A 24,961-nucleotide genomic window follows, 5' to 3' on the forward strand; every position below is an offset into this window, starting at 1 on the left:
AAAGTAACCAAGCGGTTATCTCTCTTTAAAGCTAGCTACACCTCGGTCAGTCAGCAAGGCCCTTTACGAAACCTTTAATCTAAGCGGTTAATTAAAGAGATCAGAGCGGCTTCCGCAACCTTTTTAATGTTATTGCGTTCTTCGTTGTCACTTACTTCATAGGTCACCGCGTGAGCGGCAAATTCATCAGCGATAAACTGCTTAAAAACACCACTTTCAGGATGAGCTCCGGGCTGATAATCAAGTTCTACTGAACCGACAAGTTCTTCAATTTCCTCAATCCAGTTGTAGACTCTTTGAGGGTTTCTCAAAGGCACGCCACTGCGGGGTTCGTAGTCTTCAGGCATGGTGTAAAACACATTTTTTCTGGTAGAATGGAAGTCAATTGCAAATTCAATTTTGCCGCCGTCTTTAACCAGCTTTTTGAGATAATTAGCCATGGCCTGAGTTTCCGGCAGGGTCAGATTTTTCCAGTCTCTGTTCATATCGATGCCTGCCGCGGTTAAGCGCCAGTTACCATGATAGACCCCATCCGGATTCATATTGGGTACCAATAGAATGTTGTACTTTTGTCGAAATTTAACGACGTAAGGCTCGTCGCTAAACAGCAACTCACCAAAATGCAGTAGTGCTAACGCGCCGGTAACTTCGGGAGGGTGTTGACGGCCAATTAAAATTATCCATTTATCGCTGGACTCAACTCTATGCTCCAGAGCTGCCAGGTTACGCCCTTCACTGGAGACACCAAGAGAAATAACTTCGGTCTGTTGCGGCTCTTTAATAAGACTACTGAGCCACTCAATATAATGAACGTTATCAATAATCTCCTGTCCGGCAATATACTCTTTGGTTTGGCCTGAAAGGGTTAATTCAAATTGAAGCGTGCCGTCGCCCTCAGAAAATGGAATTGCGTGCCAAATATCATCGCCTTCACTACGTTTGGGTTTATATCGAGAAACCCCTTCACTGGCGACCAAAGTAATATCGATTGTTTGGCTTGTTTCAGTTTTATTTTTTACCGCAAAAGCATACCAGGGACTTGGGTTAATTTTTTCCCGTTCAGGCTCCAGAAAAAGCTTGTATTGATTATCACCTGTTTTCTCACAATGGTTCAGGCGTCCCACAGCAAAATTGATAGTGAACTCGATCTGCTCAAAAGAGCAGTCCTCCGGTTTTTTATCCGTCTCTCCGGGCTGCTGAAGTGCTAACTGGCTTAATAACGCAACATTAGCTAGTGTGAGCATTTATACTCCTAAAATGCCCACGACAAAGTTGCGTATGTATAACGTCCACGATTTGAATGAACATCGGAAAAGTAACCGAAGCTTTCATCTGCAATGGGCGGGTTTTTATCAGCCAGATTGCGGGCACCGATTCGCAGACTTAAGCCATCGAGTGACTCCTGATTAAAATAGTAGTCGAGATAGATATCGGTTGTGATCCAGCTATCAATTGGCATCATGTCTCCATCCGACGTTGTAACGCTAGTTTCGTAAAAGTCATCAACATAGTTGACTCGTATACCCGCGCCCCAGTTCCCGAGATCCCAGTCTAGACGAGCAAACGAACGCCATTTAGGGTTGCCGTCCATTTGCCGTAAATCACCTGCGCCAACCACCGGAATGTCAATAGGAACGGCAGGGTTACCATTTTCCTGAGCTTCCAGAACAATGGCACTTATAGGGTCCGGGGTTTGCATAAATTTACGCAAGTGAGCTGCATTTAAGGAAAAGTTGAACAACCCAAATGCCTCACTGTTAACTTCATAATTAATACTGATATCGGTGCCGGAAATTTCCCGAACTTCAAGGTTGTCGTACTGATTATTTACGTAAACAACTTCCAGGTCATCGTTACGTATAACGGCTGGATTTGAGCTGCCTTGTGAACGCAGCAGTGAATCATAAAGTAAGTGGGTTTGGCTGTTTAAAATTCCGACAACGTTTTCTTGTTCAATTGTCCAGCGATCGACAGTAATAAGAAAGTTATCGAAAGGGGTAATGGCAAAACCGACATTATAAATTTCGTCGTCTTCTGGTGTGAGTTTGCTATTGCCGCCTCTAATCTCGGTTATGCTGTAGCGGTCATCAATAACAGGATCGGTTCTGGAATTGGTTCGGGAAACACTTTCCTCAACCACCTGAGGTAAGTTAGGTGCGCGGAAACCACCGGAGTACGATGCTCTTAATTGCAACCAGTCCATCGGCAACCAGCTAAGGGCGACTTTGGGTTTGGTTACGCTGCCGACATCGTTAAATCTTTCATAACGAAGCGCCAGTTGCATATCAATGGTTTCGTGCAGCGGTACCAGAAGCTCAGTATAAGCGGAAAATACGTTGCGACTGCCTTCTGAGTCTGGTGTAAAGCTGCTACCGAGAACATCAGAGTTAGTCATGAGCTCGCCAGTGACTTGATCGTAGAACGGGGTAGAGCCATCCAGCAAATAGTGACGATCATCGGCATAGGCTTCGTAGCGATACTCAACGCCCGCGGCAATACCAATGTCACCTGCGTACCAGGATGTAAGCACGGGGTTTGATAATTTGAAGTCCCATTGCGCTAGTTCGCTGGTACTGTCACGGGTTATGTCTTCGGTCAGCCCGGCTATAACCGCGGCTGAGTTATAGACTGACGTGCCGTTGTTTACGTTATCCGGGTTACCGCCAATAAATGGATTATAGGCTTCTTCTATATTGGTTGAGTTAATCGCCTCATGCAGCGCACTCACGCGGATGCGGTTATAACCCGTATCCAGTGTGTCGGCTCTGGAATAGAGTAGGGCGGATTCCCATTCCCACTGTTTCGAGTAACCCTTTATGCCTCCCAGTAAACGGTAACTGGAGTCTTCAACCTCTATTCTTCTTGGGCCGACATCCATTGGCCGTATGTTTCTTAATGTCACGGTTTCGCCAAATGGGTTGTAAGCGGCATCTTCGCTGATGGTGAAGCGTTGTGCAGTAAGATTGGCATTTTGCTCGCGCCGACGCTTAGATAGCGCCTCGTAGTACAAGGCCTCGCCAAAAAGCTCTAAGTTAGGTGCAAGAGAATGTGTGTAATAAGCAAATAGGTTTACCCGGTCTATTGCCGAGGTCATGCTCTGATCCTGAGCTGAGTCGTAACGCATGTCTCTGGGAATGGAGCCTTCAGCAGCACAGACTCCATCAGACAAAGTCTGGAAGCAGTCACCCATAGATTCCGGCCGAATATGGAAACGGCCGATATTTTCACCATCGTATATTGCCCAGGGGCTGGACAGCGAACGGTTGTCTAATTGAGTATCGCCAACAAAAGCTTCAGGTATTCTGTCGTTAAAACGACGGTCTTCGCTGGCTGAATATGAGCGCTCATTGGCACCGATTTCATCACGGGTGTAATAAGCGAAAGACAAACTTAAATGGCTTTTATTGTCGTTAAAAAACACGCCGGTTGAACCGCTGGCAAGGTACTGTTGCATTGAAGTTCCTTCAGCATTGCCAGCGCTCAGGTTTAACTGAGTTTGAGTGACTTCTTTTTTCAGAACATAGTTAACGACACCAGCTACGGCATCGGTTCCATAAAGTGCTGAAGCACCATCACGAAGTACTTCAAGTCGTCTTAAGCCGGTTACCGGAAGCGTGTTTGAGTTTACTGTGGTGACAGGAACAAAATTCTCGGTCTGGGTTCCCGGGTGCAGAACCAAGCGACGACCGTTGAGCAGAGTTAAGGTATTACCTGTGCCGATACCTCGTAAGTTAATGGAAGCGACATCGCCACGGGCATCATTAACGCCACCAATAGATCGCTCGTTGTTAAAACTGATATCGCCCACCTGAGGAATAGAGCGAAGCAGTTCATCTCCGGTTACGGCACCTGTATTAATGATGTCATCTGAATCGAGGATAGTCACCGGAAGCCGACCAGCTGCTTGCGCCCCCCGAATATTACTGCCCACGACTGTAATTTTCTCTATAGCTTCCTCGTCATCCTCACTGCGATCTTGCTGCATAGCCAGAGCCTGCGGTTGGAGAGCAAACGAACTTAAAGCGGCAAAAGTACATAGGGCTAAGTAGCTTTTTCTGTGTTTATTCATGATAAAACCTACACTGTATTAACAATTAACTTAGTTGTAGGTATATACCCAGATCGTTATTTTTACCTCAATTTTTAAACATTCTTAACATATTGATGACTGAAAATTTTGGGTCAAGACTGACAATCCGATTATGGCAATCTATTTTTCGAGCCTATCTGAGCCCCCTAAAACACTGCGTTTGTTTTATATTACTGACGCACTTATTGTGTCTAACGAAAAGGGTAATTAATCATGTTTAAGAAAACAGTACCTTTACTTTCCGCTGTAGCGATTGCGATATCGTTTTCAGCCGGAACGGGTGTTGCAAATGCTCAGGAAAACGCATCTTATGAGGTGAATTCTCCAGAGCCTAAGTCGAACGATTTCTGGTGGCCAAATAAGCTCAATTTAGAGCCATTGCGTCAACATAGTCCTGAATCAGACCCTTACGGCGATGATTTTGATTATGCCGAAGCCTTCAGTCAGCTTGACCTTGAGCAGGTTAAAAAAGACATTGAAGAGCTGATGACCTCTGATCAGGACTGGTGGCCAGCCGACTACGGTCATTATGGTCCATTCTTTATTCGTATGGCCTGGCATGGTGCCGGAACCTACCGGGTTCAGGATGGCCGCGGCGGTGCGGCAGGCGCTCAGCAACGTTTTGAACCTTTGAACAGCTGGCCGGATAACGTCAGTCTGGATAAAGCGCGCCGTCTGTTATGGCCGGTCAAACAGAAATACGGAAGAGATATTTCATGGGCTGACTTGATGGTGCTAACCGGTAACGTTGCGCTTGAGTCTATGGGTTTCGAAACTTTTGGTTTTGCCGGCGGACGTGAAGATGCCTGGGAACCTGATATTGTTTACTGGGGCCCCGAAAAAGAATGGTTAAAGGGTGATGAGCGTTATTCAGGCGATCGCGAACTTGAAAACCCTCTGGCCGCTGTTCAGATGGGTCTGATTTATGTTAACCCCGAAGGCCCTAACGGCAAGCCTGATCCTTTACTGGCTGCGAAGGACATCCGTGACACCTTTGGCCGCATGGCAATGAACGACGAAGAAACCGTTGCTCTGATTGCCGGTGGACATACCTTTGGTAAGGCACATGGTGCGCACAAGCCAGAAGAATGTTTAGGCGCGGAACCCGCGGCTGCAGGTGTTGAAGAGCAAGGTCTGGGCTGGAAAAATAAATGTGGTAAAGGTAACGCCGAAGATACCATTACCAGTGGTTTAGAGGGGGCGTGGTCAGTGAACCCGACAGCCTGGACAACTCAGTATCTGGATAACCTGTTTGGTTTTGAGTGGGAACAGACTAAGAGTCCAGCCGGTGCTATTCAGTGGATCCCTGTTGATGGTCAGGCGTCTAATTTAGTTCCTGATGCTCACGTTGAAGGCAAGCGTCACGCACCTATTATGTTTACGACGGATCTTTCGCTAAAAGAAGACCCTGAGTATCGCAAAATTGCTAAACGCTTCCATGAAGACCCTAAAGAGTTTGAACTGGCGTTCGCAAAAGCCTGGTTCAAATTGACGCACCGCGATATGGGGCCTAAACAGCGTTATCTTGGTGATATGGCTCCGCAGGAAGATCTTCTGTGGCAGGATCCAATTCCTGCAGTCGATTTTGAACTGATTAACGAGAATGACGTTGAGCAGCTTAAGGTTGCAATTCTGGACTCAGGCCTTAGCGTGCCTCAGTTAGTTCGTACGGCCTGGGCTTCGGCATCAAGCTTCCGCGGTACTGACATGCGTGGCGGTGCTAACGGCGCTCGTATTGCATTAGAGCCTCAGATGAACTGGGAAGCGAACAACCCGGCTGAGCTTAAGAAAGTGCTGGATACGCTGAAAGGCGTTCAGGAAGACTTTAATGATGAGCTGTCCGGCGACAAGTACGTGTCTTTGGCTGATGTTATCGTTTTAGGCGGCGCTGCGGCTATTGAAAAAGCGGGGAAAGATGCCGGTTACGATGTGACGGTACCTTTTGAGCCGGGTCGTACTGATGCCTCTCAGGAAATGACGGACGTTAACTCGTTCTCGTTCCTTGAGCCTAAAGCTGACGCATTCCGCAACTACTATGCTGAAGGCAACCGTGTTTCACCAGCTCAGCATATGGTAGATAAAGCTGACCAGCTAACCTTAACGGTACCGGAAATGACGGTATTAGTGGGTGGCTTACGTTCGCTGGACGCTAATTATAACGACAGTGATCATGGTGTTTTCACAGACCAGCCGGGCACGTTGAATAATGACTTTTTCGTTAACCTGCTAAGCATGGATAACGAATGGAAAAAGTCATCGGACAACGAAGCGATATACGAAGGCTTTGATCGTAAAACTGGAGAACAGAAATATACTGCAACGACGGTTGATCTGATTTTCGGTTCAAACTCTGAATTGCGTGCTGTTGCAGAAGTGTATGCAATGAGTGATGCAGACCAGAAGTTTGTTAACGACTTTGTTCAGGCATGGACGAAAGTCATGCAGTTAGACCGCTTTGATCTGAAATAATAGTTAAGCGTGTAAGCGGTGGTATTCTCTTCAGAACCAAGAGAGTATCACCGCTTTTTATATTGTCATTTAAGAGCGCAGGCTGAGGCACCGCAAATTAAAGTACTTTCGCCCGAAACTTCTTACCTTTTATTTTATTGTTATTAATAAGCCCTAAAGCGTGCTTAGCCAAACGGGAGTTTACGGCAACAAAACCAAAGGTACTTTCCAGCTTTATCTTTCCAATGTCGTCAGCACTCAGAACCTTGTCCTTTGTGAGGGCGCCAACAATGTCACCCGGTCTCAACTTGTCCTTTTTCCCGCCACTGACTTGTATGGTCGACATATTAGCTTTCAGCGGTGTGCTGTTAGACAGCGCTGGCGCAGGCTTTACCTGAATGGGTTCTGCGAAAGTATCCTCAAGCAAACGCATTTTATAATCATCTTTTTCAGCAATTAAGGTTATTGCGACGCCTTCTTTGCCCGCGCGGCCAGTACGACCTATGCGGTGGGTATGGGTGTCTAAATCATGAGCCATATTAACGCTAATCACTAAATCAAGTTCAGCAATATCCAACCCACGGGAAGCGACATCGGTTGCAATGAGTACGCGAGCACTGCCATTACTAAATTGTATAATCGCCTGATCTCTATCTTTCTGTTCGAGCTCACCATGCAAAGCCAATACGCTGAATTTATTGGCATGAAGTGTGTTAAAAATGTCTTTTACTTCGTTCTTGGTATTGCAGAAAACCAGACAGTTTTCAGGTTGATGCTCGCCCAGTAAATTCATTACCAGCTGTGCGCTGTCTTCATTATTCATGGCATAAAAGAGCTGTTCGATTTGTGGCTTTGCCTGCTCTTGAATAGCCTCAATATTTTTTGCCTTAGTTGTCACCTGTTCTGCTAACGCGGCGATATTTTTAGGGTAGGTGGCACTGAATAATAGTGTCTGTCGTGTTTTTGGAATGTGTTTGACGATGGCGTTCAGGCTGTCCTGAAATCCCATTTCTAACATTCGGTCGGCTTCATCAAGAACCAGAGTCGTCAACATGGACAAATCAACATTGCGCTGCTCAAGATGATCAAGTACCCGCCCGGGTGTGCCAACTAAAACATGAGCGCCATGCTCAAGCGAGTTGGTCTGAATACGTGATGGCTCGCCACCGCACAGGGTAAGTATTTTGATATTAAGCATTGATTTAGCCAGCTTACGGATCTCGTCAGCAACCTGATGGGCGAGTTCACGAGTAGGGCACAATACCAACGCTTGTGGCGAAAAGCTTTTTGCCTCCAGCTTTGCCAGCAAAGTCAGCGCAAAAGCGGTGGTTTTTCCTGAACCGGTATCCGCGCGAACAACGGCATCGGTGTTATTTAAAATGATCGGCAAGCTTAAGGACTGAACCGGTGTCATTTGTTGATAACCAATTTCATCAAGCCGTGCCAGTAACGCTGGCGGCAGGTTCAGTTGATTAAAGTGAAGGAGTTCAGGTGAAGTCTCAGAAGTGTTATCCGAGATATTTTCAGGCGTATTTATAGGCATTAAAGGGGCCACTTTCTGTGTCAGGTTTCTGTGGTTATTGTAACAGGGTTCCGGACAAATACACTGAGGTAATCTGAGCAAAAGCTTCACTGTTTGCTCGAATAAACACCCAGCGCAGTGACCGTAGCCAGTATTATCAGCATTCCTAGTACCTGCGTGTAAGCCAGCACCTCACCTAAAATAATCACGCCGAATAGCGCTGCCGTAACGGGTTCTATTGTCGCCACTATAGATGCCAGCGCGGGCAATGTTCTTCTCAGCCCAATAATATAAAGAATAAATGATGCGCCACCGCCCAGTACTCCGAGAATAGCAAAGAGCGGCCAGTCTGCTGAGTTGACGACTCTGCCGGCTTCCTCTATATCAATTAATGTCCCCAGAGCCAGTGTCAGGGTAGAAAATGCGATTGCAAGAACCGCCTGCGGACTACCTTGCCTGGCGGCGTATTTAAAGCCAAAAATAAAAAGCGCCAGTGACATACCTGAAAGAAGTCCGGCTATGACGCCTATAGGAGTAATACCACTGCTGTCGATTTGATACACACGGGTGAGCAATACGACACCAGCCATGACTAACAATATTGCAGCACATTTGCTTAACGTGGGGCGTTCAATTTTAATAGCGAAAGAAATCAGGTAAACAAATATGGGGGCGCAATACATGAGTGTCGCTGCAACGGCAACGCTACTCTTAGAAATACTGAAGAAATAAAAAGCGAAATTCCCGGAGACCCCAAGTCCGGCGATGATAGACCACAACCATAACTTACTGTTAGTGAGCCCACTATTACGAGGTCTTAAAACCAACCACATCAGCACAAATATAAGCCCGACAGCACCCCGGCAAAAAGATACTAAAACGGCATTCCAACCGTCATTGATGAGGACGCCAGCTATTCCACCGGACAGTCCCCAGAACAGCGCCGCTGACGCCACCAGTATGATGCCTGAATTCGCCATTGCTTCGGTCAACTTCTGTTGGAGTGCTGAATGAGCCTAAAGTATTGAATTTAGAAGACAGGAAGAGGACTTTCAAATGGTGCTTAGGTATTGAACTAGCAGTGTAGACTGCCATTACTCTAAAAGTGCGAGCAATGACAGTTTATTGGAGAATAATGTTAATACTTAAAACGACAACGCAAAGCCGATACTGAAAGCTTCATTTTTAATGCTTTGGTTCATGTGGTTTTCTGCTTCTAGCGCCGACACTTCAGCCGAAACTGTAAAAATATCCCACAAGGTGTGGTAAACGGCAGCGCTGATTTTTGTTTGTTGTTTGACTTGCTCTAAGCTGTCTACGCCAGCTAAGTCCACTTTTGAGGTGCCATAATTCAGGCCAACTTTGGTTGCACCAAATTGATGGGTTAGCTGTGTAAACCAACCTGAGCTGTCGCGGGGGCTGCCGTTGACATCTGCTGCATCAATTAATAACCCGTAATAGCCCAGGCCTGACGCATCAAAAGCTGAAAGTGATAAACGAGTGTCATCAAACTGGATAGCCGCGGTGATGTCGATTCCTTTTGCATCGTAATCATCAAGTGAGGTACTGACCTTTTGATTATAGAAGGTTGTTGAAACAAACCCGTAGTCGTAGTTATAGCGAAGCCGTCCATGAAGTCCCGGGCGCTCCGAACCTGAATCGCCAACATAGCCATTGCCACCGAAACTGACCGAATCTAATGGTTGAAAAATACCGATATCTGCGTGGAAGTTTTCTCCTAATGCCCGGCTGTATGTAATTTGAGAAAGCCGGTCGGCAAAAATATAACCATAACCTGCCGCACCCAGCGAGGTATTCAATGGACTGCGAATTGAGGCTGGTGCGCCGACACCACTCAATGCCATATCCTCTAAAACAACATCAATGCCGAATACTCCATATCCGCGTCCGACTTTTAAAGTTCCGACATCGTCATTTCCTACCGTAAAATACGCACGATAAGCCCTGTTATCTCCGTTGCCGTTAAAGGCACTGTTATCAGTAGATCCTGGCTCAATTGCTAAAAATGCTTTTATATCGAAGTCATGTGTCTGAGTTGTTGCTGAGAATTGAAAGCTGGACGGGCTATATCCATTTGATACTGACGTAGCGTCTTCACCAATACATAGCAGGGCGTTTCCTGCGACGGTGTTATTAGAGTCATCACAGCTTGCGTATACCGCATGTGCATTGATGTAGCCGTTAAAGTTGAAATCCCAGTCCGGAGTTGTCTGCGCTGCTGAGCTTCCACTGATTAACATTCCTGCAATACCTAGCGACCGGTAAATAGTGTATTTGTTATTCATTTTTATAATCCCTGGTTTTTTATTATGTGACTAATGTCAGCGGTTTGAGTAGCAATGCTTGTGCCAAACGGTAGGCTTCGAGTAACTCTATGTTTTTTATGGTTTTTTAATGTATTTACATTTAACTATTTGATGAAATATCTCATCAAATATTGGTATATTGATGATGAAATTCATCAGAATATTTTAATTTCAGCAGGTGAAGTCACATAAAGTAATTTAAAAACAAAGGGTTATATAATTTTGTTGTGAGTGGTACGGGTTTTGCTACAGTTTATTGACATAACTTGAAGGTATAGATGAAGGAAATCTATGACAGCTAATAGCGTACAGGTTTTTAAAACGGCGGGACGATTGCTTACCGGCTCAGGAGCAAGTAACCAGCTATTTTCCGAGATGTGCAGGCTTAACTTGAGGCATCCCTTAATTGTAACGGATAAAGGCGTACTTGATGCCGGGCTAATCCAACCTATTGTTGCCGAACTTAAAAGTCAGGGCATTACGGGTATTGTCATTTACTCTGAGATATCAGCGGAGCCAGAAACCCATGTCGTTGAATCGTGCCGTGACGTTTTCATTAATGAAAGCTGTGATGGGATTATTGGAATTGGTGGCGGCAGTGCAATGGATACCGCAAAAGCTGTTGCGGTATATCAAAGTGAGAAGAGAGCTTTGAACGAACTGTTTGGCGAGAGCAATTGTGCGCGGCGAACCGTACCTTTAATTTGTTTACCAACCACCGCAGGAACAGGCTCCGAAGTCACTAATATATCCATTCTGTCAGACGTAGAGGCACAACTGAAAAAGGGGATTGTCAGCGATGAACTGCTGCCGGATGTGGCGATTGTTGCACCGGAATTGACACAGAGTTGCCCTCCATCTGTAACGGCAGCAAGTGGCATTGATGCATTGGTGCACGCCGTAGAAAGTTATATTTCCAATTTTGCTTCAGATATCACCCGGGCGTTATCAGTAGGCGCCATAAAAATGATTATTCGCGCCTTGCCTGACGCATATCAACGCCCTGATGATCTCGACGCAAGAGAACGTATGGCTACCGGTAGCTTAATGGCTGGGTTGGCATTCGGAAATGCAGGAGTTGGTGCAGTACATGCCTTGGCTTATCCCTTGGGCGGGCGTTATCACTTGTCGCATGGGGTTAGTAATGCATTGATGTTCACTCACGTCATGCGCTGGAATCTATCATCCTGCCCAAATGATTTTCTCAATATTGCGCTGGCAATGGGGGCTGAGGCCACGATTAGCGAAGCCGACGCAGGAGACTTCGTTATTGAGAAACTTGAATCCCTCTGTCGGGCTGTCGAAATTCCCGGCGGATTAAGAGAGTTTGGTATTGAACTCAGTGATCTGCGTTCACTAGCTGAAGCGGCGAGTGGTGTGACTCGTTTATTGAGAAATAACCCTCGTGAACTTAGCGTCGATGATATCGAAGCAATTTATCAGGCCGCTTACTAAAAGGACTCATTATGTCGTTATGGAAACAACGAAAAGACGGGGCGGAAGCACCTTTCTGGCCTATGGGACCATTCAAGGTCAGATTGCCATTTCTGCACTATCGCTTTGAGTGGCCAGACTATCTGCAGGGATTATTAATGTGCGCCGTCGATTTGGCGGCAATATCATTAATGACCGAATTATTGGGAATGCCATTTGAAGCGGCATTAGCCGTTGTTCTGATTAACGGCGCGTTTTATCTGCTGCACCATTTATTGGGCGACCCTGTTGTTCCAGGATGGATAACGCCCGCTATTCCTTTATTGATGATGTACGTATCGACCTTTCCGGAGGGGGAAGCGAGAGTGCATGCTTTAATAGCGTTTCAGATGATGCTGGGACTTTTTGCCATTGGGCTTGGAGCATCCGGTGTTGCAAAACGGGTAGTACAGCTTATTCCCAGCGCTATAAAAGCTGGAATTATCATGGGCTCCGGTTTAGCTGCGGTAGCGGTAGTATTTGAGGAGGGAGGCCGTTTCGAATCCTACCCGTTTACTATTTCAATTGCGGTTGGCATTGCTTTTTATCTTATTTTTTCACGACATTTCGCGACGGTTCAGAATAAACATTGGGTTCTTCGTGCACTGGGTAAGCTTGGTATCTTTCCCATTATTGCATTGGCTATTGTGATTGCACCACTGGCTTCAGAAGCTCCATGGCCAGATATCGAATGGGGCATAACATCACCTGACTTCGCAACCTTATTCGCGCATTACACCGTTTTTGGTGTCGGGCTACCGCCTCTTAGTATGTTTTTAACTGCCATGCCAACGGTGCTGGCAGCTTATATTGTGCTGTTCGGCGATGTGTTACAGAGCAAAGCTATTCTGGCGGAAGCAGATGAGATGCGTCAGGACGAAAAAATTGATTACAACGCCGACCGCGCGCATCTCATTTTTGGTGCCCGCAACTTTGGTATGAGCATAATTGGCCCGGATGTTGCGATGTGCGGACCGTTATGGGCGGCAATGCATGTGGTAATTGTTGAGCGCTTTAAAAAAGGGCGGAAAGCTATGGACTCCATTTTTGGAGGCGCGGGTTCTTTTCGCTGGGGAACCAATACCGGCCTTTTACTTCTGCCGGTGGTTAGCTTAGTTCAACCGATTCTGGGAATTGCTTTAGCTCTGACTTTGCTTATACAAGGCTACGTCAGCGTTCGTATTGGCATTCAGGAAGCAAAAACGGAACGCGACTTGGGCATAGCTGGAATTATCGGGGCAATTCTTGTAGTTAAAGGAGCAACTTGGGCTTTCGCTGCTGGGTTGCTGTTATGTTTTTTGCTATATGGCTGGCGTTTGCGCGCACCTAAAAAGGAGCAGAGCGATGTTCGGTAGCGATAGGTTACAGCGTGTATTAGATGCGATGAGCGACGGTGTTTATATCACCGATGGTAACGGCATTACGATAACGGTTAATACGGCTTATGAGCGTATTACCGGTATTCCGAAGGAAAAGCTTCGGGGGTTACATATGTCCGAAGTTGTAAAACGTGGCTATATTTCGCGCTCGGTATCATTGGAGGTTTTGAAAGAAAGAAGACCTGTCACTTTGACGCAGGACGTAAGTAAAGAGCACCAAATTTTAGTTTCTGGTACACCAATGTTCGACTCCGACGGGCGTATTGAGTACATCGTTACCACGGTTCGGGATGTCACTGAGCTGCTAAAAGCTAAAAGAGCGCAGGAAAAACTGGAACAGTTACTGAGCTTACGAGAGCAATATGGGGCTTCTGTTTCAACCGATGGCCATAAAGAGCCTTTTGTCATTAGTCGGCAAATGAGAGCTTGCTATGATCTCGCAAAACGAGTCGCGAGCTCCTCTGCAAAAGTGTTGCTACAGGGAGAAACAGGTACCGGGAAAACACTGCTTGCACGGACTATTCATAGTTACAGCAATGTCGCTAACGGGCCTTTTATTGAATTAAATTGTGCCGCGATGCCAGAGTCTCTGCTTGAGTCTGAGTTATTTGGTTATGCTTCCGGGGCGTTCACCGGAGCCTCGGAGAAAGGCAAGACAGGGTTACTTGAGGCGGCTAATAATGGCACTTTGTTTCTTGATGAAATTGGTGATTTGCCACTAACTCTTCAAGCCAAGTTACTTAAAGTTATTGATGAAAAACGGTTTTTGCCGGTCGGTGCTACTTCGTTTAAACAGACTAACTTTCGGTTAATTTCTGCAACACATCATGACTTAAAGAAACTGGTTGCCGAAAGTCATTTTCGCGAAGACTTGTTATACCGATTAAGTGTGGTACCGATTGAACTGCCTCCCCTGCGAGAAAGGATTGAAGAAATTCCCGTACTGCTTGAACATTATCTCAACCATTTCAATGAAAACTATGAGCTGGACTGTCGTTGGCATGCGGATGTGATTGCTCGTCTTAAACAATATGAATGGCCGGGCAATATTCGCGAGCTGATTAACCTGACAGAACGATTAATGGTGACTTCTGAACAGTCGCTGATCACAACGGCTCAGTTACCTATAGAAATAGCAACTGACAGGCCGTTAGGGCGTGAAGGTTGCTCGCTAAAAGAACAGGTAGAGATGCTTGAGAAGAGAGTAATTGAAGAGGCGTTATTGATACACGGTACCACGCGGGCGGCAGCCAGTGCTCTGGGAGTTGATCAGTCTACCTTAGTTAAAAAACAAAAACGCTGGCGCATAGAGCAAAAAAGGGACTTACCGAACGATGAATAATGAACAAGTTTTACAGCCCGATAACGTGGAGTTAATAAAAAACAGCCGGGTTGGTACGTCAACAAAAAGCTCAATAGCTGTTGATGATCCTGCAACTGGACATGTGATAGGTCACGTACCCGATTTAACACCGAGGCAAATTTTCCGTGCTATAGAGTCTGCGGAAACCGCTTTTTACAAGTGGAGAGACGTTCCTCTCAGAGAGCGATGCGAGAAGCTGTTCCGCTGGTATCAACTCATGCTTGAAAAGGAAGAGGAGCTTGCTGGCATTTTGACCAGTGAGCAGGGTAAACCATTATCTGAGTCGCGAGGCGAGATACGTTACGCAGCAAGTTACATTCAATGGTATGCGCAGCCAGGCCTGCAAGACCAGGGGAGCGTTCTGCCGTACTCGTCAATCGATGAATCGATGATGGTTATTACCGAGCCGGTAGGTGTTTGTGCTGCGATAACTCCCTGGAATTTTCCTGCGGCGATGATCACGCGAAAAGTTGCGCCGGCACTGGCGGCTGGTTGCACAATGTTGGTTAAACCTGCTCTTGAAACCCCACTGACAGCAATTGCAATTGCTGAGTTAGCGATACAGGCGGGGATTCCCGAAGGTGTTTTAAGCATTGTAACCGGCGACGGGGAGGCTATTGGCAAAATATTCAGTGAAAGTGCCGTGGTCAGAAAGTTAAGTTTTACCGGCTCAACTCGAGTCGGGCGTTTACTCATGGCTTCATCAGCTTCAACGATTAAGCGACTCTCACTTGAACTCGGCGGAAATGCGCCTTTTATTGTTTGTGAAACCGCAGATGTCGAGCGTGCAGTGCAAGGAGCTATCCAATCAAAATTTCGTAATGCGGGGCAAACCTGCGTATGTGCTAATGCCTTTTACGTTCATGCCAAAATTTACGATGAGTTTACTGCGAAATTTATCGCCCGGGTAAATCAACTCATGTTGGGTAACGGCAAAAATGAGTCCGTCGATATTGGTCCATTGATTAACGAAAATGCACTCGAAAAAGTAGAGCAGATAGTCGCAGATGCAGTAAAAAAAGGCGCCGTAATCGCCTGTGGCGGAGAGCGGTGGGTAAACTCAGAGCGCTGGTATTACCCGACCGTGTTACTCAACGCTGATAGCTCTATGCATTGTGTGAATGAAGAAATCTTCGGGCCCGTTGCACCTATTGTTCAATACGACAATGAGACAGCTTTATTAGAAGAACTCAGACAGCAACAAACCGGATTAGCTGCCTACTTTTACAGCCAGAATTTAGGGCAAATAAAACGTCTTTCGAGAGCTCTTGAAGTTGGAATGATTGGTGTTAATAGCGGCGTTATATCTGACGCGGCAGTGCCTTTTGGCGGTGTTAAATCGTCGGGAATTGGCCGCGAGGGCGGGCGTCATGGAATTGAAGAATATTTAGAAACTAAGTACATCAAACTTAGTTATTAATATAAGCGTTAGAACAACAAAAAAAGGAAGAACAATGAAAACAATAAAATCAGTACTATCAATGGCTTTAGCTACAGCACTTATGAGTGCATCCGGAGTTTCGTTGGCTCAGACCAGCGATATTGAAAACCTTCAAAAAGATATGCCCAAAAACTGGGGGAAATGGGGCGATGACGATCAACTTGGCGCTCTTAACTATCTTGATGAAAAACAGGCCTTGCGTGGTATAAAAGCCGTTCGTTCAGGTGAAACTTTTACGCTGCAACTGCCGATTACTCATGGCGTCGGGCCTGTGTTCCCGGGGCGTGTTCCGGCCATGCATTTCATGACGCAGGACGAGAGTATGTACAGTGTAAACAAGCTGGATGAGCTGGCCGGTGGCGTTAAGTACTCAGACGATGCAGTTTTTATGTACTTACAGGGCACGACGCACATGGATGCACTAGGTCACGCCTGGTATGGCGATAAAGTATACGGCGGGGTATCGGCCGATAGCACAGTGCATGGACATGATCATGTTGATGTCGGTGTATTAGCTGAACACGGTATTGTTGGCCGCGGAGTACTGCTGGATGTCGGGCATTTGAAAGGTGGTGACGTAGGACGGCTGGCACCGGGCTCATGCATTACGTTACAAGACTTGAAAGATACGGCAGAAGCGCAGGATGTAACCCTTGAAAAACGCGATATTTTGTTAATAAGAACAGGATCTGTTGGACGTTTTTATCAAGAGGAACCAGATGCTGAGTGGAGCGCAACAACGGAGCCCGGCCTGTGTTATAGCAAAGACCTGATCAAATGGATTGATAACATGGAGATACCCGTGATTGCGGCTGATAATCTGGCAGTTGAGCTCGTACCGCAAGAGATTGAAGGTAAAGACTATGTGATCCCTCTGCATGGTGCGCTTATTCGGGACTTAGGTGTGGTATTGAGTGAGCTTTACTGGTTGGACGATTTGGCGGCAGATAGCCGTGAAGATGGTCAATATACCTTTATGTTTACTGCTGCGCCTTTAAAGATGGAGCGAGGCTCGGGTTCTCCAATTAATCCTATCGTTATTAAGTAGCCTTTCATTTAAGAGTATGCGGGCATATCTGCCTGCATATCTCTTTGCTTTTTGTCGTAAAAAATGTCGATAATCATATGACAATCAACTAAAAAACAACAAAAAATATAAGTTTATTTCGTTATTATTACATACATTGCTTCGCTGAATGAAGCAGTGCTGCCTGGCAGCTTGGAAGTAGTAAGTGCGGGACACGCACGACATAACGGAGTATTAAAGAATGAAAAAAGCAGTATTAGCTACACTTATCGGCGCCGCGTTATTCAGTGGTGCAACTTTAGCCGCTGATCAAGGTTCTGACTTTGATCGCGTAGAAGCACGTTTTATCGACTTCGGTGATGATGTCGATGGTTTTGGCCTTGATGGTCGTGTAATGCTAAGTGAATCTATTTATTTCACTGCAGATTACTCTCAGCTTAGCGAAGGCGATGCAGATTTTGATCAAATCTTTGCCGGTGTTGGTTACAAACACGACTTCAGCGAAAAATTCACTGGCTTTGCTGATGTGAACCTTTATTACGCAGATGTTGATACTCAGGTAGGCAGCGACGATGATACTGGTTATGCAGTGCAGGTTGGTGGTGTTTATCGTTTAAACCCAGCATTTGAGTTCTCAGGTCTGGTACGTCACGTCGATAACGATGTTTTCGTAGACTCTGAGCAAGAATATGAATTGTCTGCTCGTTGGTACATCAATAACCAATTCAGCTTAAGTGCAACTTATGTTGATGGTTTTGATAGTGACTGGTTCGATGGCTACTCTATTGGCGCTGCTTGGCACTTCTAAGTAATCCAGTTAAGCCTGCCGTCTGTCGTTTTAGACGGGCGGCAATTTACCCTAAAAACTTCCCTTACCTTCTTAAAGCCCGCGCTAGTTAAACTTCGATACAAACAATGCTTCATTTCCATTAAGAAAACCACAGACAGAACCCGTTCAGGCTTTAACCGTTGTGTTTCCATTAAAGTCAAAGTAAATAAATAAAGCTTGAGGGATACTTCAATTAACCGAGTAAAGGTATTTTTCTATGGGGTAAACCGGGCACTTAGAATGGTGCGTCCGAGTAGACTCGAACTACCGACCTCTGCCATGTCAAGGCAGCGCTCTAACCAACTGAGCTACGGACGCACTTTATGGGGAATGTCGTTAACGACGGGCGGTATATTAGTGACTTGCGGCCACAGGTGCAAGAGATTTTTTACTAAATGCATTTGTTTGTCGAAATTCTATTCAGCTTTGAATGACTACGCTTACTTTCTTAAAAAGGCTTTTGCTAGAATGTTCACTAAACTCAGTTTTTACTGACGAAAAAGAGGTGATTAAATGTTTACTTTTTTACGAGTAATACGTGCCGTTGCAGGGCTTCTTTTTTTGGCGACTATCGTCGGCATCATTGCACAGCTTACTTTTAATATATTGCATGTCGATACTTTGATGCGATCTTCCGTAATTGTTGTTATGGCGGGGGCTTTACATGCCGCGTTCTGGCTTTGGGTCTTTATTGGTTTACGTTACGTTATCAATGAAATTCATCAAAAAGAGCAGGGTACGCCACACCCCGGTCTAACTAAACATTGGCATCTGTAAGCTAGATGCTAATCGAGCCCTGGTGTAAAGTCACAGGCGCTATAGAATTTTTGCCATGGACGGACAAAATGCACTGACGCATCGGTTAGCTTTTTACTGAGTGTACCAAGTTCTGCAATATAAGCTTTTAGCTCCGGTTGAGGGGCTATACCTGCGAGATTCTCCAGAGTCATGAGTAAGCGTTGATGCTGTTCAATAACTTCTGCTATGTCGCCTTGCATCTCTTTGAGATAAATGGCGTTAAAAGCTTCTTTTAGCGCTAATGCGTCATCTGGCACTTTTCCATTTTGACAATAAACTGATTCGGGAACTTCAGGCAGATATTCTGTCATTCTCTCCAGTTTATAGGAGTAATCCAACATAGTACGGAATAAGTCGGGAAGGTAGTCACTACGTTCTAAACGACCGAGCATTTTTATTAGCTCATCGGGGTCATCTGCTTCTTTTGTGTAGTTCCAGCGTTCTAATATGCGGGTAAAGCGTTCCAGCGCATTCACAGCGTAGTTGTACTCTGTCACATGTATTTTGGGTAAAGAGTTATTGCCTACAGACAGAGCTTTTCTCAACCCTTCGTCACGGGCAAAAGCGTTCGCCAGGCTATTCTGTAGTTGCGACTCCTTATGCATTAATGCTTCTTTCAATTTATCTTTAACATTGGCCGACTCAGGATGCTCAATGCATTCCTTCAGTGCCTGAATCATGGTCAGGTCAGCATGGTAACGGCTGAACCCATCTTTTAGCTTTCCCAGTGAACTGTTGTTTTCAGCTATTAGCTGGCCTAACTGGCAATGATTAAGCCTAAGGCTTTCCAGTAAGCCCATGCTTGTTCTTTCAATCTTTCGGGTTAGTGCGCGCTTGGCCGGATACTGGAGTTGAGGTTTAGGGGCATCTATAGAGTTATTGGGGAGTTTGAGTGTACTTTGGACTCGGTTATGCAGTTCATCTGCGTATTCCGTTAGACCCTGATCATCTGAGCAGGCAGATAACCCAAAGGCGACGAACGCATAGCCAAAAGAACGGAAAATCAGTACACTTCGCTTCATTGTATTATTCCTTGCAACAAGGTTCTTATCGATGTTTACCGGTATTGTTCAAACCCAAGCTACGATATTTTCAGTCTCCGACCAAGGATCTTTTCGACACCTGGTTATTAAAACTGAACCCAAATTTCTGCAAAACCTGGCTATTGGTGCAAGTATTGCCATAAATGGTTGCTGTTTAACGGTGGTCGAATTCAGCGATACTGAGGTGCACTTTGACGTCATTGATGAAACCCTGCGGCTAACAAATTTAGGGTTGTTAGGTGAGGGGGACAAAGTTAATTTGGAGCGGTCACTAAAAGTGGGCGATGAAATTGGCGGGCATGCGGTTTCAGGTCATATTCACTGCCAGGGCAAAGTGACTAAAATTGATACCTCTGAGAATAACGTTGCTATGTGGATAGAACTACCAGAGCAATACACTCCGTACTTGTTTGCCAAAGGGTTTATTGCGGTTAACGGTGCTAGTTTGACGGTAGGTCAGGTTGAAGCTAATTGCTTTAGCCTGCATTTAATTCCGGAAACTTTGCGCCTGACCAATTTGGAATCAACGCAGGTGGGTGACAGTCTGAATATTGAGCTTGATCAGCAAACCATTACTATTGTTGAAACGGTTGAGCGTGTGCTGGCTAAACGTCAGTAAAACTGCTCATCGTTACCATCTACTTTCACCCGTGCCTGCTGGTTAACTTCATCAACTTGCAACTGAACATGAATGAGGTCACCGCAGGCAGCACATTCTTCCTGATAATCCTGATTTCCCTCCGATGCATCAATATCTAAAAAGGTATTATGCCCACAATGCGGGCATTTCACCGGAACACTTTGTAAGTTTTCTTCGTTCACTGTTAACTCCTTGGTCGGGATGCCTCGCTAAACTCTGGCTGAGAAATCACCGGGTATGAAACAGACACGCTGCGAGTCCGTCCATGGACGCTTAACTCAGGCCATCCATGGCCTTCGATAGTCTGTGTCATACCCAGTTATTTCTTTAGGCGCCAGAGCTTATCAACGCACCCTCAACGAAATAAGGTTCTACGTCTTACTATAGAAATAAAATACTGATTCCGCCCAATGAGATTAACGCTCCTGCTATAGAACGCGGGGTAATTCGTTGTTTTTTCAGTAAAGATATTGGTATCAAAAAGAGTGGTGCAGTAGATAATAAAGTCTGGGTTAGGCCCGGGTTGATATTGGCGATAGATATTTGCTGTAACCAAATAGCCAGGAACGTACCGAATACAATAGCGCCGAGCAGCGGCAAAGGGTTAATAGAACGAACTTGTTTTATGATTGCGTTGTACGCGCCTCGTTTTGAAAGTCCGACAATTATGGCGAGTAATAAAGAGCCGGCGGCAAGACGCACAAATGCCGCATCTATAGCGTTTACGCTGGTTTGCATGAGCACCGCAAAAGCCATGACTAAACCGGTAGCCTGACAGAGCGCGGCGCCGCAGCCGAAGAATATACCTGATAATGAAAGCGCAGGCTGTTTGTCCGGAGCTTTTTCAGTAACGACCCACAGAACACCGCTTAAGGTTATGACCGCACCGGTAATTTCAATGGTGGATAAACCGTCACTTAAAAATACCCAGGCCATGAATGCAGCCAGTGGTGGTGCGAGATACTCCAGTAACATAGCGTGCCAGGGGCCTAAACGACGCAGAGCGGCAAAATGACAACTGTCGCCAATGGTAATACCTATAATGCCGCTTAACGCGAGTAACGACAGGCCTGAGCTTAGCTCTAACGAGTTACCCAGCAACAAACTCATAGTCAAAAGCAGGGGAGTCGCAACAACACCTTTAACTAAGTTCATTTGCAAAGGCGAGAAGTGGCTGCCGGCGCGGTGGTACAACACGGTGGCGACAGCCCAGAAGGCAGCGGCTAGTAAAGCGGCAAGTTGTCCGGTTAATTCTCCGGTAATGTCTGATGTCAAAACAGGCTCGGCGGTTGCTCAAATGTAAGCGGTCGATTATAGTAGCGTCTCGCGTTCGATGGTACCGAACGCAAAAATTTCGTAGGTTTTTCTATAAAGCAGATAAAACCAAAATAGAGCACGTGGCACTTGGTAGGTGTCACCACTGGTTGGAAAGGAAGTTTCATGCCTGTAATTACTCTCCCTGACGGAAGTCAACGCGAATTCGATAAACCTGTAAGCATTATGGAAGTTGCCGCCGATATCGGTGCTGGTCTTGCGAAAGCAACGGTTGCTGGTCGTATTGACGGTGAGCTGGTTGATGCCTGTGAACTCATTGAACATGATGCCCGCATTGAAATTGTGACACCAAAAGATGACGACGGCGTACACATTATTCGCCACTCCTGTGCTCATTTAATGGGGCATGCGGTGAAACAGATGTGGCCAGATGCAAAAATGGCAATAGGTCCAGTCATCGATAACGGTTTCTACTACGATATTGACGTTGATCACACCTTCACTCAGGAAGACCTTGAGAAAATTGAAAAGCGGATGAAAGAACTGGCTAAAACGGAATATGCCGTTATAAAGAAAAAAGCCAGCTGGAAAGAAGCCCGTGAAACTTTCGTAGAGCGCCATGAACCGTATAAAATAGAAATTCTGGACGAAGACATCCCAACCGATGCAACACCTGGGCTCTATCACCACGAAGAATATATCGACATGTGTCGTGGTCCGCATGTACCCAACATGAAGTTTTGTCAGCATTTCAAAATTATGAAAATGGCCGGAGCATACTGGCGTGGTGATTCTGACAACAAAATGTTGCAGCGTATATACGGTACGGCCTGGGCAGATAAAAAACAGTTAAAAGCCTATTTACAGCGTTTAGAAGAAGCGGAAAAGCGCGACCACCGTAAAATTGCGAAAGCTCAGGATTTATTCCATTGGCAGGAAGAAGCGCCGGGCATGGTGTTCTGGCATCACAATGGCTGGACCATTTTCCGTGAATTAGAAACTTACATTCGCGAAAAAATGCGCGAGTACGAATATCAGGAAGTCAAAGGTCCGATGATGATGGACCGGGTATTGTGGGAAAAGTCGGGGCACTGGGAGAAATTCTCAGAACTGATGTTTACCACGTCATCGGAAAACCGCGAGTATGCTGTTAAGCCGATGAATTGCCCGGGACATGTTCAAATCTTTAATCAGGGCTTAAAGTCATACCGCGACTTACCGTTACGCATGGCGGAATTTGGCAGTTGTCACCGTAATGAACCTTCAGGTGCGTTGCATGGTCTGATGCGTGTTCGTGGTTTCACACAAGACGATGCACACATTTTCTGTACCGAACAGCAGGTTCAGGAAGAAGTCGCGGGTTGCATCAGAATGGTGTACGAAACTTACAAAACCTTTGGTTTTGAGAACATCGATGTGAAGCTTTCAACCCGCCCTGAAAAACGCTTAGGCGACGATGCCACATGGGACCGCTCGGAGACTGCACTAGCTCAGGCTTTGAAAAATAATGACATCGATTTTTCTTATTTACCGGGTGAAGGTGCCTTTTATGGCCCGAAAATAGAATTTACTTTGTTCGATTGTCTGGGCAGAGCGTGGCAATGTGGTACAATACAGCTTGATTTTGCGTTGCCAGGGCGTTTAGGTGCCACATACGTAGGCGAAGATAACGAGCGACACACGCCTGTTATGATTCACCGCGCTATTTTGGGATCACTTGAACGTTTCATGGGTATTCTCATTGAAGAGTACGCAGGGCACTTCCCGTTGTGGTTGTCGCCAACGCAAGTTGTGTTAATGAATATCACGGATAATCAAAGCGATTATGTACGAAAAGTTGTCAAAACCCTGAACGAAAAGGGAATTCGTGCATCAGCCGACTTGAGAAATGAGAAGATAGGCTTTAAAATCCGTGAACACACATTAAAACGTGTTCCATATTTACTGGTTGTCGGCGACAAAGAAGTCGAAGCTGGTGAGGTTGCGGTACGTACACGTGGTGGTGAAGACTTGGGCAAATTCCCGTTAGAAGACTTCATTGCTCGTGTAGAGGACGAAGTCCGTACTCGCAAAATTGATTAATTGTTTGGAGGAATAAACCATTAAAGGCGGAAAAAGAACTCAGAAAGCTGCAGATAAAAACCGTATCAACGAACAAATTACAGGCGTTGATGAAGTTCGCTTAATCGGAACCGATGGTGAACAAGCTGGTGTCGTCAGTATTAACGAGGCTCTTGATGCAGCAGCGGAAGCTGGTGTTGATTTGGTGGAGATGAGCCCTAACGCAGAACCACCAGTCTGCCGCTTGATGGATTACGGCAAGTTCCTCTTTGAAAAGAGTAAAGAACAGAAAGAGCAGAAGAAAAAACAGAAACAGATTCAGGTCAAGGAAGTTAAGTTCCGACCTGGTACTGATGAGGGCGACTACCAGGTAAAACTGCGCAACCTGCGTCGTTTCCTCGAGGGAGGTGACAAAACTAAAGTCACTATCCGTTTCCGTGGCCGGGAAATGGCACACCAAGAATTGGGTATTGAATTGCTAAACCGTGTTAAAGACGATTTAGAAGAAATCTCAATTGTTGAGTCGTTCCCAAGACGTGCCGAAGGGCGCCAGATGATTATGGTCTTGGCACCCAACAAGAAGTGATCGTGGTTTACAAGTAGTCTGATTGTCAGGCTCACCCTTTCACACTTTTATCAACAATGCGGAGTTTAATTTCATGCCAAAAATGAAATCGAACAAGGGCGCTTCCAAGCGCTTTAAAAAGACTGCTTCTGGTGGTTTTAAGTGCAAGCAATCTCACTTGCGTCACATTCTGACTAAGAAGAGCCCTAAGCGTAAGCGTCAGCTTCGCGCTAAGAGCATGGTCCATGAGGCCGACGTTAAATTAGTCGTTCGCATGTTACCGTACGCATAAGGAGAGATAGCAAATGGCACGAGTAAAACGTGGTGTAATCGCGAGAGCGCGTCACAAAAAAGTCCTGAAGCAGGCGAAAGGTTATTATGGTGCCCGTAGTCGCGTTTATCGCGTAGCGGTCCAGGCAGTAACTAAAGCAGGTCAATACGCATACCGTGACCGTCGCAACAAAAAACGTCAATTCCGTCAATTGTGGATTGTTCGTATCAATGCTGCGGCTCGTCAAAACGGTCTGTCTTACAGCCGCTTTATCAATGGTCTGAAAAAAGCATCTATTGAAATCGATCGTAAAATATTAGCCGATATCGCTGTTCATGATCAAAACGGTTTTGCCGCTTTGGTTGAGAAAGCAAAAGGCGCACTGTAATTATTCAAAACCTTTATGGGT

General features: G+C 45.9%; 21 protein-coding genes and 1 tRNA gene. 13 read left to right on the forward strand and 9 right to left on the reverse strand.

Annotation, left to right across the window (positions count from 1 at the left end):
- Positions 1–74: 74 nt before the first annotated feature.
- Entirely contained in the window at positions 75–1,244 is a 1,170-nt protein-coding gene (locus ACN0RF_RS02290; protein WP_011234662.1) for a M14 family metallopeptidase, read from the reverse strand.
- An 8-nt stretch (positions 1,245–1,252) separates the two neighbouring features.
- Positions 1,253–4,069, reverse strand: coding sequence for a TonB-dependent receptor domain-containing protein (locus ACN0RF_RS02295; protein ID WP_417437928.1), 2,817 nt, complete (start codon positions 4,067–4,069; stop codon positions 1,253–1,255).
- A gap of 234 nt (positions 4,070–4,303) precedes the next feature.
- On the opposite strand from ACN0RF_RS02295, the gene katG reads away from it, so the two are divergent.
- On the forward strand, positions 4,304–6,559 hold the full coding sequence (gene katG, locus ACN0RF_RS02300) for a catalase/peroxidase HPI (RefSeq protein WP_417437929.1): 2,256 nt from the start codon (positions 4,304–4,306) through the stop codon (positions 6,557–6,559).
- Between the two features lie 97 nt (positions 6,560–6,656).
- Here katG and dbpA read toward each other — a convergent pair whose 3' ends face one another.
- From dbpA to ACN0RF_RS02315, 3 genes are all read right to left on the reverse strand, one after another.
- Positions 6,657–8,081 carry an ATP-dependent RNA helicase DbpA gene (gene dbpA / locus ACN0RF_RS02305; protein WP_417437930.1) on the reverse strand — a complete coding sequence of 475 codons (1,425 nt, stop codon included), beginning with the start codon at positions 8,079–8,081 and terminating at the stop codon, positions 6,657–6,659.
- A gap of 86 nt (positions 8,082–8,167) precedes the next feature.
- Positions 8,168–9,040, reverse strand: coding sequence for a DMT family transporter (locus ACN0RF_RS02310; RefSeq protein ID WP_417437931.1), 873 nt, complete (start codon positions 9,038–9,040; stop codon positions 8,168–8,170).
- Positions 9,041–9,205: 165 nt separating this feature from the next.
- Entirely contained in the window at positions 9,206–10,366 is a 1,161-nt protein-coding gene (locus tag ACN0RF_RS02315) for a porin (protein WP_417437932.1), read from the reverse strand.
- Positions 10,367–10,678: 312 nt separating this feature from the next.
- On the opposite strand from ACN0RF_RS02315, the gene ACN0RF_RS02320 reads away from it, so the two are divergent.
- From ACN0RF_RS02320 to ACN0RF_RS02345, 6 genes are all read left to right on the forward strand, one after another.
- Positions 10,679–11,842: an iron-containing alcohol dehydrogenase gene (locus tag ACN0RF_RS02320; RefSeq protein WP_417437933.1), complete on the forward strand. Its 1,164-nt coding sequence runs from the start codon at positions 10,679–10,681 to the stop codon at positions 11,840–11,842.
- Between the two features lie 11 nt (positions 11,843–11,853).
- Complete coding sequence (locus tag ACN0RF_RS02325) at positions 11,854–13,215, forward strand: hypothetical protein (protein ID WP_417437934.1); 1,362 nt, start codon at positions 11,854–11,856, stop codon at positions 13,213–13,215.
- Positions 13,205–14,581 carry a sigma-54 interaction domain-containing protein gene (locus ACN0RF_RS02330; protein ID WP_034821118.1) on the forward strand — a complete coding sequence of 459 codons (1,377 nt, stop codon included), beginning with the start codon at positions 13,205–13,207 and terminating at the stop codon, positions 14,579–14,581. The genes ACN0RF_RS02325 and ACN0RF_RS02330 overlap by 11 nt, the downstream gene beginning before the upstream one ends.
- Positions 14,574–16,022, forward strand: coding sequence for an NAD-dependent succinate-semialdehyde dehydrogenase (locus tag ACN0RF_RS02335; protein WP_417437935.1), 1,449 nt, complete (start codon positions 14,574–14,576; stop codon positions 16,020–16,022). Before ACN0RF_RS02330 ends, ACN0RF_RS02335 begins: the two co-directional genes overlap by 8 nt.
- Positions 16,023–16,056: 34 nt before the next feature.
- Entirely contained in the window at positions 16,057–17,091 is a 1,035-nt protein-coding gene (locus ACN0RF_RS02340) for a cyclase family protein (protein WP_286830144.1), read from the forward strand.
- Positions 17,092–17,311: 220 nt separating this feature from the next.
- Entirely contained in the window at positions 17,312–17,878 is a 567-nt protein-coding gene (locus tag ACN0RF_RS02345) for a porin (protein ID WP_286823419.1), read from the forward strand.
- Between the two features lie 262 nt (positions 17,879–18,140).
- On the opposite strand, the gene ACN0RF_RS02350 is transcribed toward ACN0RF_RS02345, so the two are convergent.
- Positions 18,141–18,217: transfer RNA gene (locus tag ACN0RF_RS02350), tRNA-Val, on the reverse strand.
- 195 nt (positions 18,218–18,412) lie between these two features.
- Between ACN0RF_RS02350 and ACN0RF_RS02355 the strand changes: the two genes are divergently transcribed.
- A complete protein-coding gene (locus tag ACN0RF_RS02355; RefSeq protein ID WP_417437936.1) occupies positions 18,413–18,676 on the forward strand; it encodes a hypothetical protein in 264 nt (87 codons plus the stop codon).
- Between the two features lie 8 nt (positions 18,677–18,684).
- Here ACN0RF_RS02355 and ACN0RF_RS02360 read toward each other — a convergent pair whose 3' ends face one another.
- The gene (locus tag ACN0RF_RS02360; protein WP_417437937.1) at positions 18,685–19,719 is read right to left on the reverse strand and encodes a DUF3080 domain-containing protein; all 1,035 of its coding nucleotides are present in this window, start codon (positions 19,717–19,719) and stop codon (positions 18,685–18,687) included.
- Between the two features lie 31 nt (positions 19,720–19,750).
- Here ACN0RF_RS02360 and ACN0RF_RS02365 point away from each other — a divergent pair, with 31 nt between their 5' ends.
- Positions 19,751–20,359 (forward strand): riboflavin synthase subunit alpha, encoded by a 609-nt coding sequence (locus tag ACN0RF_RS02365; protein WP_417437938.1) that lies wholly within the window; start codon positions 19,751–19,753, stop codon positions 20,357–20,359.
- On the opposite strand, the gene ACN0RF_RS02370 is transcribed toward ACN0RF_RS02365, so the two are convergent.
- Positions 20,353–20,562, reverse strand: a complete 210-nt coding sequence (locus tag ACN0RF_RS02370; RefSeq protein WP_011234647.1) for a CPXCG motif-containing cysteine-rich protein — start codon at positions 20,560–20,562, stop codon at positions 20,353–20,355. The genes ACN0RF_RS02365 and ACN0RF_RS02370 overlap by 7 nt on opposite strands.
- Before the next feature lie 199 nt (positions 20,563–20,761).
- Positions 20,762–21,655 (reverse strand): DMT family transporter, encoded by an 894-nt coding sequence (locus ACN0RF_RS02375; protein WP_417437939.1) that lies wholly within the window; start codon positions 21,653–21,655, stop codon positions 20,762–20,764.
- A gap of 165 nt (positions 21,656–21,820) precedes the next feature.
- Between ACN0RF_RS02375 and thrS the strand changes: the two genes are divergently transcribed.
- The 4 genes from thrS (at position 21,821) to rplT (ending at position 24,940) form a co-directional block, all read left to right on the forward strand.
- Positions 21,821–23,737: a threonine--tRNA ligase gene (gene thrS / locus ACN0RF_RS02380; protein WP_417437940.1), complete on the forward strand. Its 1,917-nt coding sequence runs from the start codon at positions 21,821–21,823 to the stop codon at positions 23,735–23,737.
- A 19-nt stretch (positions 23,738–23,756) separates the two neighbouring features.
- Positions 23,757–24,302, forward strand: a complete 546-nt coding sequence (infC, locus tag ACN0RF_RS02385) for a translation initiation factor IF-3 (RefSeq protein WP_126779471.1) — start codon at positions 23,757–23,759, stop codon at positions 24,300–24,302.
- A 73-nt stretch (positions 24,303–24,375) separates the two neighbouring features.
- Positions 24,376–24,573 (forward strand): 50S ribosomal protein L35, encoded by a 198-nt coding sequence (gene rpmI / locus ACN0RF_RS02390; protein ID WP_011234643.1) that lies wholly within the window; start codon positions 24,376–24,378, stop codon positions 24,571–24,573.
- 13 nt (positions 24,574–24,586) lie between these two features.
- Entirely contained in the window at positions 24,587–24,940 is a 354-nt protein-coding gene (gene rplT, locus ACN0RF_RS02395; RefSeq protein WP_011234642.1) for a 50S ribosomal protein L20, read from the forward strand.
- Positions 24,941–24,961: the final 21 nt, after the last annotated feature.

The sequence above is a fragment of the Idiomarina sp. genome (assembly GCF_048260185.1).
Lineage (GTDB): Bacteria > Pseudomonadota > Gammaproteobacteria > Enterobacterales > Alteromonadaceae > Idiomarina.